At 37.5% G+C, this 16,669-nt stretch carries 13 protein-coding genes; 7 read left to right on the top strand and 6 right to left on the bottom strand.

What is annotated here, in order from left to right:
• Nucleotides 1–17 precede the first annotated feature (17 nt).
• Nucleotides 18–2,189 carry a S9 family peptidase gene (locus ACXAGJ_RS14420; RefSeq protein ID WP_474840869.1) on the bottom strand — a complete coding sequence of 724 codons (2,172 nt, stop codon included), beginning with the start codon at nt 2,187–2,189 and terminating at the stop codon, nt 18–20.
• Between the two features lie 251 nt (nt 2,190–2,440).
• On the opposite strand from ACXAGJ_RS14420, the gene ACXAGJ_RS14425 reads away from it, so the two are divergent.
• From ACXAGJ_RS14425 to ACXAGJ_RS14440, 4 genes are all read left to right on the top strand, one after another.
• Nucleotides 2,441–3,757, top strand: a complete 1,317-nt coding sequence (locus ACXAGJ_RS14425; protein WP_474840870.1) for a hydroxymethylglutaryl-CoA reductase, degradative — start codon at nt 2,441–2,443, stop codon at nt 3,755–3,757.
• Between the two features lie 3 nt (nt 3,758–3,760).
• Nucleotides 3,761–4,684 (top strand): GYDIA family GHMP kinase, encoded by a 924-nt coding sequence (locus ACXAGJ_RS14430; protein ID WP_474840871.1) that lies wholly within the window; start codon nt 3,761–3,763, stop codon nt 4,682–4,684.
• A 148-nt stretch (nt 4,685–4,832) separates the two neighbouring features.
• A complete protein-coding gene (locus tag ACXAGJ_RS14435) occupies nt 4,833–6,686 on the top strand; it encodes a 2-oxoacid:acceptor oxidoreductase subunit alpha (protein WP_474840872.1) in 1,854 nt (617 codons plus the stop codon).
• Nucleotides 6,687–6,689: 3 nt separating this feature from the next.
• Nucleotides 6,690–7,703, top strand: coding sequence for a 2-oxoacid:ferredoxin oxidoreductase subunit beta (locus ACXAGJ_RS14440; RefSeq protein ID WP_474840873.1), 1,014 nt, complete (start codon nt 6,690–6,692; stop codon nt 7,701–7,703).
• Nucleotides 7,704–7,770: 67 nt separating this feature from the next.
• On the opposite strand, the gene odhB is transcribed toward ACXAGJ_RS14440, so the two are convergent.
• Together odhB and ACXAGJ_RS14450 are read right to left on the bottom strand one after the other, a co-directional pair.
• Nucleotides 7,771–8,997 (bottom strand): 2-oxoglutarate dehydrogenase complex dihydrolipoyllysine-residue succinyltransferase, encoded by a 1,227-nt coding sequence (gene odhB, locus ACXAGJ_RS14445; RefSeq protein WP_474840874.1) that lies wholly within the window; start codon nt 8,995–8,997, stop codon nt 7,771–7,773.
• 67 nt (nt 8,998–9,064) lie between these two features.
• Nucleotides 9,065–11,839: a 2-oxoglutarate dehydrogenase E1 component gene (locus tag ACXAGJ_RS14450; RefSeq protein ID WP_474840875.1), complete on the bottom strand. Its 2,775-nt coding sequence runs from the start codon at nt 11,837–11,839 to the stop codon at nt 9,065–9,067.
• A 119-nt stretch (nt 11,840–11,958) separates the two neighbouring features.
• Here ACXAGJ_RS14450 and ACXAGJ_RS14455 point away from each other — a divergent pair, with 119 nt between their 5' ends.
• Entirely contained in the window at nt 11,959–12,513 is a 555-nt protein-coding gene (locus ACXAGJ_RS14455; protein WP_474840876.1) for an alpha-ketoglutarate decarboxylase, read from the top strand.
• A 3-nt stretch (nt 12,514–12,516) separates the two neighbouring features.
• Here ACXAGJ_RS14455 and ACXAGJ_RS14460 read toward each other — a convergent pair whose 3' ends face one another.
• The 3 genes from ACXAGJ_RS14460 to ACXAGJ_RS14470 are packed head-to-tail and all read right to left on the bottom strand — an operon-like array spanning nt 12,517 to nt 14,479.
• On the bottom strand, nt 12,517–13,143 hold the full coding sequence (locus ACXAGJ_RS14460; RefSeq protein ID WP_474840877.1) for a hypothetical protein: 627 nt from the start codon (nt 13,141–13,143) through the stop codon (nt 12,517–12,519).
• Nucleotides 13,144–13,155: 12 nt separating this feature from the next.
• Complete coding sequence (locus tag ACXAGJ_RS14465; protein ID WP_474840878.1) at nt 13,156–13,512, bottom strand: hypothetical protein; 357 nt, start codon at nt 13,510–13,512, stop codon at nt 13,156–13,158.
• On the bottom strand, nt 13,505–14,479 hold the full coding sequence (locus tag ACXAGJ_RS14470; protein ID WP_474840879.1) for a polyprenyl synthetase family protein: 975 nt from the start codon (nt 14,477–14,479) through the stop codon (nt 13,505–13,507). The genes ACXAGJ_RS14465 and ACXAGJ_RS14470 overlap by 8 nt, the downstream gene beginning before the upstream one ends.
• 224 nt (nt 14,480–14,703) lie before the next feature.
• Here ACXAGJ_RS14470 and ACXAGJ_RS14475 point away from each other — a divergent pair, with 224 nt between their 5' ends.
• Together ACXAGJ_RS14475 and ACXAGJ_RS14480 are read left to right on the top strand one after the other, a co-directional pair.
• On the top strand, nt 14,704–15,303 hold the full coding sequence (locus ACXAGJ_RS14475; protein ID WP_474840880.1) for a TetR/AcrR family transcriptional regulator: 600 nt from the start codon (nt 14,704–14,706) through the stop codon (nt 15,301–15,303).
• Between the two features lie 2 nt (nt 15,304–15,305).
• The gene (locus tag ACXAGJ_RS14480; RefSeq protein WP_473285105.1) at nt 15,306–16,667 is read left to right on the top strand and encodes a TolC family protein; all 1,362 of its coding nucleotides are present in this window, start codon (nt 15,306–15,308) and stop codon (nt 16,665–16,667) included.
• Nucleotides 16,668–16,669: the final 2 nt, after the last annotated feature.

Below are 16,669 nucleotides of genomic sequence, written 5' to 3' on the forward strand. Positions count from 1 at the left end.
TTTATTAGCTTAAATGATTATAAGTTGTTTTTAATGAAGTGAGTCATCTTGTTATACAGATGTAACCTTGTGTTTCCTCCATATATACCGTGATTCTTGTCTGGATAAATTGCCCAATCAAAATCTTTATTTGCCTGCACAAGGGCTTCTACCAATTGCATCGTATTTTGCACATGAACATTATCATCAGCACTACCATGCACCAACAAGAATTTTCCTTTTAAACCATCCACAAAATTAATAGGTGAATTATCATCGTACCCTTTAGGATTCTCCTGAGGAGTCATCAAATATCGTTCCGTATATATGGTATCATAAAATCTCCAACTCGTTACCGGAGCAACAGCAATCGCCATTTTGAAAGTCTCCGGCGCTTTAAACAAACAATTACTAGACATAAATCCACCGTAGCTCCATCCCCAAATTCCGATTCGAGAAGCATCGATATAATCCAATGCTCCTAACTGCTTGGCTGCAGCTATTTGATCTTGTACTTCTAGATTCCCCAAATCGTTTTGCGTTGCTTTTTTAAACTTTGCTCCTTTCAGTCCGGTACCTCTACCGTCTACGCAAGCCACAATATACCCTTGTTGTGCTAACATCATATACCAGTAATCATTAGCTCTATTCCAGGAGTTTCTCACCATCTGGGATCCAGGCCCAGAATATTGATACATAAACAATGGATATTTCTTGCTTGGATCAAAATCCTTTGGCTTGATCATCCACATATTCAGAGTTTCTCCATTGATCTCGATTGTCGAGAATTCTTTTGGACGAACATCGTATTGTTTTAATTTTTCCGTAAGTGCGTTGTTGTTCTTTAATTCTCGAATTACTTTTCCTGTTTTTCCGTTATTCAAAGAATACTCATATGGTGTTGTTGCATTCGAAAAATAGCTGATATACACACTAAAATCTGCACTAAACTCGGCATCATTGGTCCCTTCCTTAGCGCTCAATCTTTTCTTATCAGCTCCATCCAATCCAATAGAATATACATCCCTATTGATATTTCCATTTTCTACACTTTGATAGAACACCTTTTTGTTTTTGGTATCATACCCATAATATTGTGTCACTTCCCAAGGGCCTTTGGTTACCTGATTGATCAACTCCCCAGTAGCAGCATAGTGATAGATATGGTTGAACCCATCTTTTTCACTAGTCCAGATAAAACTATTATCATCTAGAAAAGTAAGGTTGTCGGTAACATCGATATAGGCTTCATCTTTCTCATTAAGTACCACTTTTGGCGCCTTGGTTTTGGCGTCTACAAAAATTAAATCCAGATTATTTTGATGCCTGTTCATCACCTGAACACTCAAAATATCTGGATTAGCACTCCATTTTATTCTTGGGATATAAAAATCTTTATAATCTCCTAGTTTTACCTCATCCAATGCCATTGCACCTATATCAGCAACAAACAACGAGACCTTAGAATTCTTTTCTCCCGCTTTAGGATACTTAAAAACGTCTTGTTTTTGATACAAGTCTTTCCCATACACATCCATAGAAAATTCCGGAACTTCTCTTTCGTCAAATCTTAAAAATGCAATTTTGTTACTGTCTGCGCTCCAATCAAAAGCTCTTACAAATGAAAATTCTTCCTCGTATACCCAGTCGGTAATCCCGTTTATGATTTCATTTTTCTTTCCGTCGTCGGTAAGTTGTATCTCCTGCCCAGTAGCGAAGTTCAATACATAAATATTATTATCCAGCACATATGCTATTTTATTTCCATCAGGAGATAGCAATGGGGATTGAATTTTTTTATCATGCACCTTAAAAACTCCATTGGAGGGCACATCATAAATATGATAAATTCCTCTTGAAGAACGACGATAGATTTGCTCTAACTCGCTTGCCAACAAAATTCTATTTTCATCTTTACTAAAGGTATACCCTTGAAATGAGGCTAAACCATCTATAGAAGAAGAAGTAACCAAAGTTTTGGCTTTCTCTCCTGTTTCATAATCATATACTTGAATATTGGTAGCTCCCGAGATTGGGTCGTTTTCTAAAACTGAATATTGAGTTCCGTTTTTCATAGAGTGCAAAGACTGAAAACCTTCAGTTCTAAAAGCCCCTCCCCAGATCTCATTAAGAGTGAATGCCTTTTGTTGTGCGATGCTGACAACACTTACAAATAGTAAAATACTACAAAACAATTTTGTAAATTTCATATCATAGAGGTATAAATTGTTAACGCCAAGATTACTAAAAAATCCGTGAAAAATACAACAATTGATGTTAAATACAATAAAATCGGGGGTGCTAAAGTGTTTTTTTTTAACAGATCATTAAACAAATAGCTTTTTAAACAATAATTACACAATGAAACTCAGTAGATTTCTGTAATTGCTACTTTCAAAGAATAGTGAATATCACAAAACAGAATAGTATCTTTGACCCCATTACTAAATTACATTACAAGATGGCACCAGTAGTTTCTGGATTTTCTAAACTTTCTAAAGCAGATAAAATAAAGTGGTTAGCAGAACATCATTTCAATAATGATCAAAACACCATAGATACCCTTACTACCTATTGGAATTCTGATCAAAAGCTGCAACAGCTTCATGATGAATTTACAGAAAATACAATCTCTAACTACTATCTCCCATTTTCTGTTGCTCCTAACTTTTTGATCAATGGCACTCGTTACACATTACCCATGACTATTGAAGAAAGTTCTGTGGTAGCAGCGGCAAGTAAAGCGGCCAAGTTTTGGCAAAATCGAGGTGGATTTAAAGCCGAGGTGATTGCAACTACCAAAGTAGGTCAGGTACACTTTATGTATGCAGGAGACTCTGAAAAACTACAACGTTTCTTTAAGGCTACGAAACCTCTATTGTTAGAAGCCGTTTCTTCTATCACCAAAAACATGGAGAAAAGAGGTGGTGGAGTAAAAGAAATCGTACTAAAAGATAAGGCTACTGAAATTGAAAATTATTATCAGTTGCATTGCACCTTTGAAACGGTAGATGCTATGGGGGCGAATTTTATCAATTCGTGCCTGGAGCAGTTTGCTAAAACTTTTGTAGCTGAAGCCAAAACTTATGATGACTTCTCGGATCATGAAAAGAATATCGAAATCATCATGAGTATTCTGTCTAATTATGTTCCTGAATGTATTGTACAAGCCACTGTTTCTTGCCCGATAAACGAACTTCCTAATGGTGTAGATTTATCTTCGGAACAATATGCGAAGAAGTTTGTACAAGCGGTTCGAATAGCTGAAGTAGAACCCTATCGTGCAGTAACCCACAACAAAGGTATTATGAATGGTATTGATGCTGTTGTGTTGGCCACTGGAAATGATTTCAGAGCGATCGAAGCGGGTGCACATGCTTATGCTGCAAAAGACGGAAAGTACAAAAGCTTAACACATGCAGAGATCCAAGATGATCAATTTGTTTTTTCAATAAAAATACCACTGGCTTTGGGGACGGTAGGAGGACTAACCTCACTACACCCATTGGTTAAATTATCCCTACAACTGTTAGGACAACCTAATGCCAAAAAGCTCATGGAGATAACAGCAGTTGCTGGTCTGGCGCAAAATTTTGCAGCAATAAACTCTTTAATAACCACAGGGATTCAACAAGGGCACATGAAAATGCACTTAATGAATATCCTTAACCAATTTGAAGCAACTAACACAGAAAAGGAGCAGCTGATCGCATATTTCAAAACAAATGCCGTTAGTCATAGTGAAGTAGCCAATCAAATTGAAAAACTAAGGTCCTAACCAATGAAAAAGTCCTTTTATAGTCATGGTAAATTATTACTAACCGGAGAGTATCTCGTTTTGGATGGTGCTCAGGCATTAGCAATTCCTACCCAAAAAGGGCAATGGCTATTTATTGAGGAGACCGATACCGAAGGTATTCACTGGCAAAGTTTTGATGAAAACGGAAATTGTTGGTTCGAAACCAATTTCCTGATCACCGAAAAAGGGCTTACTCTTGCCGACGATACTCTTAATGATCCTATTGCAGATACATTGCTCACTATTTTAAACGGTGCCAAGGATCTCAATCCAATTTTTTTGACCACTAGTAGTGGCTATACCGTTGAAAGTCGCTTGGAATTTGATCGCGAATGGGGATTAGGCTCTTCGTCTACATTGATTAACAATATTGCGCAATGGGCAAAGGTGAATGCTTTTGAACTTTTAGAAAATAGCTTTGGAGGTAGTGGTTATGACATTGCATGTGCTCAAAATGACACTCCTATCATCTACAAAAGAACAGAAGGAAAACCTGTAGTAACCGAAGCTCCTTTTGACCCTGTATTCAAGAACAACCTCTTTTTTGTTTATCTCAATCAAAAACAAGATAGCAAAGATTCTATTAAGCGCTACCAATCTCTACCTTTAAAAGAATTCGACAAAGCTGAAGCTGAAGTTAATGCCATTACTCAACAAATGCTGGAGTGTACAGATCTTGCAACTTTTGAAGAATTGATTTCAGCTCACGAAACAATTATTTCAAAAATCATCAAAACAGAAACTGTAAAATCCAGGCTTTTCTCGGATTATCCAGGAAGTATCAAGAGTCTTGGTGGATGGGGCGGTGACTTTGTACTGGTAACCGGTTCTTATGAAGACATGGACTATTTCAAGAAAAAGGGATACATCACCGTAGTTCCCTATGAAGAAATGCTACTATCTTAGGCAGCACAACTTTTGACATGTAGGAAGCTCATCCATTCCCGTTAAATTCATTACAACATTTTAAAAAGTAAGGTTAAATATGACACTTGCTTCGTAGACATTTGCTCAAATTTTGATAAATTTAAGTGAATTTAAGAAGCATATACCTATGGCTACAGACAAAATCGATGATACTCAAAACGTTTTAGAAGCTGTAGTAATAAGGTTTGCCGGGGACTCTGGAGACGGAATGCAATTAACAGGCTCCCAATTCTCAGACACCTCTGCCATGTTTGGAAATGATGTAGCTACCTTTCCTAATTATCCTGCCGAAATTAGAGCTCCTCAAGGAAGTTTATATGGCGTATCCGGATTTCAGGTGCATATAGGAAGTATAGAGATTAGCACTCCTGGAGATGATGTAGATTTGCTCGTTGCCATGAATCCTGCAGGCCTCAAAACTAACCTGCATGCAGTAAAACCTGGCCATACTATTATTGTTGATACAGATGCATTTACCAGAAAAAATCTGGAAAAAGCGCAATATGAGTCCAACCCCTTGGAAGATGGAAGTTTAGAAAATTACAGAGTGATCGAAGCCAAAATGACTTCTTTAACCAAAGAAGCGCTGAAAGATCTCGAAGGATTGGATAATAAAAGCATGGTGCGAAGCAAAAACATGTTTGCATTGGGTATGGTGTATTGGATGTATAATCGATCTACAGCATATACTATAGATTTCTTCAATAAAAAGTTTAAATCCAAACCTCAAATTATTGAAGCCAATACCAAAGTGTTAAATGCAGGATATTACTTTGCAGAAACACTAGAGCTAATCCCAAATGCCTATACGATTGCTCCCGCAAAGATGGATCCGGGAACCTATAGAATTATCATGGGTAATACTGCCACCGCTTGGGGTTTTTTGGCAGCTGCAGAAAAAACAGGATTGGAACTCTTCTTGGGGTCTTATCCGATTACTCCCGCTTCAAACATTCTTCATGAGCTAGCCAAACACGAGCATTTTGGAGTCAAAACATTACAAGCCGAGGACGAAATCGCAGGTATCACCTCTGCCATTGGGGCCTCGTTTGCGGGTAATTTGGCGATTACCACCACTTCGGGACCCGGGTTAGCATTAAAAGCCGAAGCTATTGGCCTAGCCATGATGATCGAGCTACCTCTAGTGATCGTAAATGTGCAAAGAGGAGGACCTTCTACAGGTTTACCTACCAAAACCGAACAATCGGATTTATTACAAGCCATGTACGGCAGAAATGGCGAAAGCCCGGTGATTGTTATTGCTGCTAGCACACCTGGAAACTGTTTCAGATTTGCTTACGAAGCGGCAAAACTTACTTTAGAACATATGACCCCGGTTATCCTATTAAGCGATGGTTATATTGCCAACGGATCCGAACCCTGGAAGATACAGGCCACCAAAGATATGCCCGATATCAAACACAATATCATTAAGACTTCTAAGCAAGAATGGCATCCTTATCATAGGAATGATGATACTTTGGCCAGAAACTGGGCCATACCAGGAACTCCAGGTCTAGAACATCGAGTGGGAGGACTAGAAAAAGATAAGATTACTGGCAATGTCTCTTACGTGCCGGATAATCATGAGTACATGACCAGAATAAGAGCAGAAAAAATTCAACGTGTGCAAAATTATATTCCAGGGTTGACCACTGAGTTTGCAAGCTCTGGAGATCTTTTAGTTGTTGGATGGGGTGGTACTTACGGCTCTTTGTACTCTTCGGTAAAACAAATTGCTGAAGAAGGTTGTAACACTATTGGGTTAGCACATTTCAATTATATCAATCCCATGCCCAAAAATACTAGAGAGGTATTATCAAAGTTCAAAAAGATAGTAGTATGCGAACTTAATAACGGGCAATTCGTAACGATTCTTAGAGCCCATTTTGATCAACTAGATATCGTTCAGTACAACAAAATACAAGGACTTCCTTTTGGAAACCTGGAACTCGTACAAAAATTTAAATCCCTGTTATAAACCATGAGCACTACAGATACAAAAAAATATACATTTAAGGATTTTTCTAGTGACCAAGAAGTACGATGGTGCCCTGGTTGTGACGACTATGTGATTTTGAGAGCCATGCAAAATGCGCTCCCAGAAATGGGGTTACAAAGAGAAAATATTGTTTTTATCTCTGGAATTGGTTGCTCTTCACGTTTTCCGTATTACATGAACACCTATGGCATACATAGCATTCATGGTAGAGCACCGGCAATAGCTACCGGGGTAAAACTAGCTAATCCCAACCTAAGCGTATGGGTCATTACTGGTGATGGAGACTCAATGGCCATTGGAGGAAATCATTTTATTCATGTACTACGAAGAAACATGGACCTTAATATCGTTGTATTTAACAATGAAATTTATGGCTTAACCAAGGGACAGTTCTCCCCTACCTCATTAGTTGGACAAAAAACAAAATCTTCACCCTATGGCAATACACAACCTCCCTTTTCTACTGGAGAATTAGCATTGGGTGCACAGGCACGATTTTTTGCCAGAATTGGAGGAAATACGCCTAAAGAAATGTCTAAGATGTTTATCGAATCTCAACAGTTTAAAGGCACTTCGTTAATCGAAGTTTTGCAAAACTGCCCGATTTTTAATGATGGTTGTTTTTCTAAATATACAGACAAGGCTGTACGTGAAGATCAGCAACTCTTTGTTGAACACGGAAAACCTATGATTTTTGGGAAAGAACGAGACAAAGGATTACGCCTAAACGGCTTAAAACTAGAAGTGGTTACCATTAACCAAAACAACATTACCGAAAATGACATTTTGATCCATGATGCAAAAGAACAAGATCCAACACTACACCAAATGTTGGTTCGGCTAAAATATCCATTGGTTACTGGTATTATAAGAAGTTATCAGGACACCACTCTGGAAGAAAGAAAAAATGAACAACGAGAACGGGTACGGGCAAATTCTTCCTTTACCAAGACCGATGATCTATTCTTTTCTGGAGAAACTTATGAAATCACTTAATACAAAAACATAAAAAAACCTGTTAGTTGATCTAACAGGTTTTTTTACTATATAGAATTATTTGCTCTTACAACTCTAGGGCCTTAGTTACATTATTATCCATCAATAATTCTTGTGGATTCTCTAATGCTTCTTTTACCGCTACCAAGAATCCTACCGATTCTTTACCATCGATAATTCTATGGTCATAAGATAGTGCTACGTACATTACTGGAGCAATTACGATTTGACCATCTCTTACAATCGGTCTCTCTACAATGTTATGCATTCCTAAAATAGCACTTTGCGGTGGGTTAATGATTGGTGTAGATAACATACTACCAAATACCCCTCCATTAGTAATGGTAAACGTACCTCCAGTCATTTCATCAACTGTGATTTGACCTTCTCTTGCACGTATTGCTAAACGCTTCACTTCAGACTCTACACCTCTGAAACTCAAATTCTCTGCATTACGAATTACAGGTACCATCAATCCTTTTGGTCCTGATACCGCAATACTGATATCTTGAAAATCAAAGGAAATCATTTCTTTACCATCGATCATCGAGTTTACCGCAGGAAATAATTTCAACGCTCGTACACAAGCTAGTGTAAAGAACGACATAAATCCAAGACTTACTCCGTGTTTACTTTTGAAAGTCTCCTTATACTGGTTTCTTAGATCAAAAATCGGCTGCATATCTACCTCATTAAAGGTAGTCAGCATCGCTGTTTCATTTTTTACAGAAACTAAACGCTCTGCCACTTTACGACGAAGCATTGATAATTTCTTTCGACTTTCTCCCCTACTACCAGGGCCAGGAGTACCCATAGATGGCTTAGCATCTAGTGCGTCAGCTTTGGTAATCCTACCATCTCGTCCTGTACCTTGTACTTGAGAAGCATCAATACCTTTTTCGGCAAGTACTTTTTTGGCTGCAGGAGAAGCTGTTCCTGTAGCATAGGTTTCTGTTTTGGCAGGTGCTGCTGGAGCCGGAGCCTCTTCTTTTTTCTCTTCAACTTTTGGAGCTTCGCTAGCAGCTTCCGCTTTTGCTTCGCCACCTTCAGGTTTTGCAGCATCGGTATCAATTAGGCAAACTACTTGACCAACTGCCACTGCATCTCCTTCTTCCGCCATAAGGGTAATCACACCACTTGCCTCTGCAGGAAGTTCTAAAGTTGCCTTGTCACTATCTACCTCGGCAATTGCCTGATCTTTTTCAACATAATCACCAGTCTCAACGAGCCACTGAGCTATTTCTACTTCTGTAATAGATTCTCCCGGTGATGGGACTTTCATTTCTAAAGCCATAATTCTGAATTTATCCTTTGTATAATTTCCTTCGGAAATTCTTTATCTATGAGTTACTTAATTTTACTTACCTTCTTTGATTATCCTTTGTTTTATCAAAAACGTAGTCAATCACCTCCTGATGTCTTCTTTTAGAACGCGTTGCGCTACCAGCAGCTGGAGCTCCATAAGGTCTTCTACTTGCAAATCTAAAACTTTTTGCGCCATCGTAATGCATCAACATATGACTTAACGCTCCCATGTTTCTAGGCTCCTCTTGTGCCCAAACCACTTCGTCTGCCTTGTACTTTTTAATGATCTTATCCATTTCGGCAGCAGGTAATGGGAACAATTGCTCGATTCGAACCAAAGCCACATCATTTCTCCCCTGCTTTTCCTTTTCTTCTAATAAGTCATAGTAGAACTTACCAGTACAGAACACCAAAGATTTTACATCTTTTGCAGTTGCATCTGGATCATCTATAACAGTTTGGAAGCTTCCTTTGGTAAATTCTTCTACCGAAGACACTGCCTTTGGATCACGTAATAAACTTTTGGGTGTAAATACTACCAATGGCTTACGATACTTGGCTTTCATTTGCCTACGTAACAAGTGGAACATATTGGCCGGCGTTGTAACATCTGCAATGAACATATTATCCTTGGCACAAAGCTGCAGATATCTTTCCATTCTAGCAGAAGAGTGCTCTGCTCCCTGACCTTCATAACCATGAGGAAGCAACATTACAATTCCGTTTTGCAATTTCCACTTATCTTCTGCCGAAGATATATATTGGTCGATCATAATTTGCGCTCCATTACTGAAATCTCCAAACTGTGCTTCCCAAATGGTAAGTGTATCTGGACTTGCCATAGCATATCCATAATCGAAACCTAACACTCCATATTCTGATAACAAAGAGTTATAGATATAGAAATCACCCTGATCTCCCTTTAAGGTATTTAAAAGAGTTACCTCTTCTTCACTGTCTTCTACCTTAATTACTCCATGTCTATGCGAAAAAGTTCCTCTTTCTACATCTTGCCCACTCATTCTTACATCATATCCTTCTTTAAGCAAAGATCCATAAGCCAATAATTCTCCCATTGCCCAATCTAATTCATCGGTCTCGAAGAACATCTTGTGTCGTTTCTCAATTAAACGCTCTATCTTACGTAAAAACTTTTTATCTGAAGGAAGCTTTGTAATTACCTCCGCTATTTCAGTAAGCTTAGTTTTAGGATATGCAGTTTTAACCACATCCATCATTTCATCCTCCTGAACACGTTCAAAACCTGCCCATTCATCTTGCATAAACGGTGTAATTACCGTTTTCTCTTGTTTTCTAGAATCTTCAAGCTCTTCTTCTAGAGAAGCTTTGTATTCTTTTTCGAGATTAGATACATAATCTTTATCGATAATCCCTTCGGAAATTAACTTTTCGGCATAAATATCTCTAGGGTTTCTATGTTTAGCTATCGCCTTATATAGCTTAGGTTGTGTAAAACGAGGTTCGTCACCTTCATTGTGACCATATTTACGGTATCCTAATAGATCTATAAAAACGTCACGCTTAAAGGTCATTCTAAAATCTAATGCAAAATTGGCAGCATGCACCACGGCCTCTGCATCATCTGCATTAACGTGCAGCACAGGAGATAAAGTAACCTTACCAACATCGGTACAATAGGTAGAGGATCTAGCATCCAGATAATTGGTAGTAAACCCAATTTGGTTATTTACTACAATATGAATAGTTCCTCCGGTTTTATATCCATCCAGCTTAGCCATTTGTACAATCTCATAGACCAAACCTTGACCTGCAACAGCCGCATCCCCATGTACAACAATTGGCAATACCGCCGAAGTATTTTCTTGATAATGACGATCTTGTTTTGCTCTGGTAATACCTTCTACAACAGCTCCAACAGTTTCTAAGTGTGAAGGGTTTGGAGCAATATTCATATTGATATCTTTACCACTATCTGTTTTTCGTTTTGAAGTCCAACCCAGGTGGTATTTTACATCTCCATCAAAAACTGCTTCTTCATAATCTTTACCATCAAACTCACTAAAAATATCTTTAGGGCTCTTCCCAAAAATGTTAGTCAGCGTGCTCAATCGACCACGGTGAGCCATTCCCATCACAAATTCTTTTACCCCCAGATCGGCAGCTTTTTCTACCAAAGCATCCAAAGCAGGAATTAAAGACTCTCCTCCTTCTAACGAAAAACGTTTTTGCCCTACATATTTGGTGTGCAAAAAGTTTTCAAAAGAAACGGCTTGATTTAATTTTTTGAGAATATGTTTTTTCTGATCTGCAGAAAACTTTGTTCTATTGGTATTGAAATTTACTCTGGCCTGAATCCACTCACGTTCCTCAGGGTTTCGAATGTACATGTACTCAATCCCTATAGCATCACAATAAATCTTTTCTAGGTGAACTACGATATTGCTTAACGTATTAGGACCAATCCCAATAATTTCTCCGGCATTAAAAACCGTATTTAAATCTGATTGGCTTAAACCAAAATTCTCTAAGGCTAATGTAGGAGTATATTTTCTTCTATCTCGTACTGGATTCGTCTTGGTAAACAAATGCCCTCTTGTTCTGTAGGCATCTATTAAACGAACTACCTGAAACTCTTTTTGTACATTTTCAGGAACAGCAATCGTTCCTTGGGTTTCTTTTTCTACATAGATGGTTTCTCCAAAACCGTCTGCGTTTTCTAAACCAAAATCAAATCCTTGAAAAAAAGCCCTCCAACTTGGCTCTACGCTATCGGGGCTTTGTAAATATTGGTCATATAATTCCGCAAAAAATGCGGTATGAGCCGCATTCAAAAATGAATATTTATCCATAAGTAAGCATTCAGTTGTCTTTTTAACGACAAAACGCTACAAAAATACAACAATTACAATTTATTGGCTATCGAATTCTCTATATTTATGCAACATTTTTCATAAAATTAATCATGATCATGATTCCTTTTCAAAATATTAAGAGTTTTGTTTTAGTTTCGTTTGTTTTGTTTTCCTTACAAAACATTTCTGCGCAAAATGAAAATTTTTGGTCAAAGGTTCGATTTGGTGGAAATATCGGAATTGGATTTACCAACGACACCTTTAATGCAGTAATCGCTCCTGCAGCTATTTACGATTTCAATCCTTGGTTTAGTGGTGGTGTAGGGCTTAGTTTTGGGTACTCTACTTTTGATGATGATGTTTTTAACGAAGAACGCAGAAGCACCAATTATGGTGCTAGTCTTATTGGATTATTTAACCCTATTCCCGAGTTTCAACTATCTGCAGAATTTGAACAAATGGGTGTGAGTCAACGTATAGAGACTGCTAACCAAACATTTACAGATGATTATTGGTACCCTGCATTATTTCTTGGCGCTGGTTATCGTACTGGTTTTGTAAGCTTCGGTATACGATATGATGTATTGTATGATGACGACAAGAGCATTTATGGATCCGCCTATGCTCCTTTTGTAAGAGTGTTTTTTTTAGAAAATGATTTTTCGATTTAAAAATCACCAAAGATGAAAAATACAACTAGGTTTTCTATTCGAATAATTTTCTAATTTTTTCTCAGCTTTTCTCAACAACCTATATTTGAAACGAATATCCTCAACATCTTCCTGACAATTGCTTTTTTCAAACGGAATAGTTTCAAAAAAATCTGCATCCCATTGGCTCAACTTTTCTCCATGTCTTCTTTCATAACAACCAACACTATTATTTCCTTCAAAAAATAGTACATGCTCAGTAACTTCTACCACTTTTTCAGCGCTTAGAGATGATACACCTTGTGAGCTTTCTTTATAAAGAGTATTCATACGGATTACCTCAGAGATCGAGGTTTTCAAACTTATGGTATCATTTTCAACAAAAAAATACTCTAAATAAACATCTCTGGCAAAACCCTGCTGATACGTATGTTTTATCAACTTTAATTGGTTCTCTTTGTAGTAATACTGAATTCTCCCGGATAGGCTTTCTGAGCATTTATAGTTTTTAGAAACATACGTTATAAGCGTATCTTTTTTTGCTATAGCTTCTTGAAGAGTCCTAAAAGACAAATCTACTTTGGTAAATTCTTCCTGAGCATAAGAAAGAGTTACAAAACACATCAACCAAATAAAATTATATAGTCTCATCCCGTTAAAATTTTATAACCTATTCCTATAATATACTTTTTTCCATTCTCTTTTTAAGATCAGGGAAGTAACATAGATGGCAATATCTTCAACATCCTCCGAAGTACATTTTTTGACTTCTTGTTCTGAAACATCTACGGCGTACAAAAAATTGAGGTATTCGTTAAAGTGATAGCGCAATTTTTGCTGAATCAAATCACATAATTCTACCACCAAAACTTCTGGTGTGATCGTAGCGGGAATCATATAGTCGATACCAGCACGAATCATATCTTTTTGAAGTTGCTGCAACAGCTTTGAATACAGATCTGTAGTAACTGCCTCCTGCAAAACAAGAGCACTACTATCTTTGGGATCAATATTAGACACTCCTATTCATTAAAGTGGACCCGAACAGTCGCAGCATCTCTTTTTTATCTTCTGAAATCGATAGTGAATCCAATGCTGCAAAAGCTTTTTGGGTATACGCTTCGATCTCTGCTCTAATGCTATCCTTTGCTCCTGTGGTTTCAAAAAAGGATTTTACTGTACTTATCTTTTCTGAAGGGTCTTCGGGATTTAAAGAAAAAAGTCCTCTCAACTGCTTTTCTTCATTTTCTGAAGCAAACTCTACAGCCTTGAGGTACAGAAACGTCTTTTTATTTTCTATAATATCTCCTCCTACTTGTTTTCCAAAAGTTTCGGGATCTCCAAAGGCATCCAGATAATCATCTTGTAATTGAAATGCCAAACCAAGTAATCTACCAAAGTCATAAATGGCAGTCTTGCACTGATTCGACGCTCCTGCAACGATCGCCCCCATTTTGAGTGCTGCGCCTACCAATACTGCAGTCTTATACTCGATCATCTTCATATACTCAGGAATGGTTACATCGTCTCTGGTTTCAAAATCAATATCATATTGCTGGCCTTCGCATACCTCAATTGCTGTTTTAGTAAAGAGCATGGCCAATTCTCTGAAGGTATCCCCTTGATAATTCTCGAACAATTGATAAGCATTAATCAACATGGCATCACCAGAAAGAATTCCCGTGTTGATATCCCATTTTTCATGAACAGTTTCTTTTCCTCTACGCAAAGGCGCATCATCCATAATATCGTCATGAATCAAAGAAAAGTTATGAAACACCTCAACCGCAAGAGCAGCATCTAACGCTTCATTGTATGAACGACCAAAAATCTCTGAAGCCATAAGCACCAAAGTAGGTCTAAGACGCTTTCCGCCTAATCCTAAAATATATGTAATGGGTTCGTAAAGGTTTTTGGGTTCTTTGGTAGTGTTCTTTTGTTCTAGGTATTCCAGAAAAAACCGCTGATAATCAGAAATCGTGTGCACTGTATTTTTTTGTGCTAAGGTAAAACAAAATTTCAGATCGCCATGTCAATTATTTGTCCAAATAAACACGCTACAAACGTCGTACTATAGAGTAAAGCCCAATAAAAGTTAACAAAATCACTCCAAGTATTAGAACAATGTTAAATAAATGTAAAACTTTGGAAACTTTTATTGTTTTAAAAGTTTCCGCACTTACATTTGTCCCCTCAACAAGAATCCCCACGATGAAAGAAAAAATAATTGAGAAAGCGAATGATATGTTTTTGAGCCTTGGTTTCAAAAGTGTTACGATGGACGATCTTGCTTCTGAGATGGGCATATCTAAAAAGACAATTTATACGCATTTTCAGAATAAAACTAAACTAGTAGAGGCTACAACACATCATTTATTTTGTAGGATTAGTGATGGTATTGAAGCCATCCTAGATCAAACCTTAGATCCTATTGAAGAACTATATACGATCAAGGCTTTTGTGATGCAGCACCTTAAAAATGAAAAGACAGCCCCCCTATATCAATTGCAAAAATATTATCCCAAGATTCACTCGGGGCTTAAAGAAAAACAATTTGAAGTATTTCAAGAATGTGTTGTAGACAACCTGAAAAGAGGAATAGAAACCGGAGTGTTTAGATCTAACATTGATATAGAATTTATCTCTAGAATCTATTTCATTGGCACCAACGGTATCAAGGATAAAAATATGTTCCCTGATAATGATTTTCCAGTAGCCAAATTAATGGACGATTACTTAGAATACCACATTTTGGGAATAACAACAGAAAAAGGACGAACAATTTTAAACAATCTAATAAAAGAACAATAAATATGAGAAACAACCTATGGTTATTTTGTCTTAGTTGGCTCTGCGCAATTTCTTTGCAGGCCCAACAAACACCAACCAGCTCCTCTTATTCTTTTACACTAGACGAAGCAATTGAGTTTGCATTAGAAAATAGCTACCAATCTATTAATGCAAGACGCGACGTTGCCAAGGCTTTGAAAAGAAAATGGGAAACCACAGCTGACGGGTTACCACAAATAAGTGGGCTTATTGATTACCAAAACCAATTAAAACAACCGGTTACTCCCCTACCAGGAGAAATTGTTGGAGGAGAACCCGGAACTTTTGTTCCTGTTGTATTTGGAGTAAAACAACAAGTTTCTGCAACAGCCACCTTAAACCAATTGATCTTTGACGGATCCTATCTGGTAGGGCTAGAAGCGGCAAAAAGTTTTCTTCAGTTCAACAATGATTCTGAAGAAAAGACCTTGCTCGAAGTTCGCAAAGGAGTAATCAATGCTTATGGTAGTGTTCTTGTCGCTCAGGAAAGTGTAAAAATTCTTGAAAACAACGTGGCGGCGCTTGAGAAAAACTATAATGAAACCAAAACGATTTTTGAAAATGGTTTGGCAGAAGAGGAAGATGTAGAGCAGTTACAGATCACTTTGTTACAGATTCAGAATCAATTGAGTAATGCAAAGCGTTTGGAGAAAATTGCTTTACAAATGTTTAATCTGGCATTGGGGGTTGATGTAGATGCAAATACAACATTAACTGATGATTTGGATAGTCTGACTATGAAAAACATGGATCAGTCTATCGCTACTACTCCATTTATTATGGAAAACAATGTAGATTATCGATTGGCCTATTTACTAACCGAACAGCGACGATTAGAATTGAAGCTTGAAAAAAGTAGAGCTTTACCCAAGCTGTCAGCATTTGTAAATTATGGAACCGCAGCATTTGACAATGACTTTGTATTCTTAGATAGTGATACTCCTTGGTTTCAATCTTCTATACTTGGAGCGAGTTTAAATATTCCAATCTTTAGTTCCTTAAAACGAAGTGCGCGTTCTCAACAAGCAAAAATTGCTTTTGAGCAATCAAATACTGAGTTTATACAAGCGCAGCAGCAAATTCAATTACAATACAATTCGTCGTTGAGTGACTATAAACTGTCTATAGAAAATTACGAAACCTCGAAGAAAAATTTATCCCTAGCAGAGCGTATCGAAAAGAAAAATCAAATCAAATATTCTGAAGGTCTAGCAACAAGTTTCGACCTCAGACAAGCGCAATTGCAACTCTACAGCTCTCAGCAAGAAGTATTGCAAACCATGCTGGATATCATCAACAAAAAAGCAGAACTAGAAACGATTTTAAATACACCAAAAAATAAGTAACC

It is taken from the genome of Aquimarina sp. AWH4_224 (assembly GCF_056160245.1).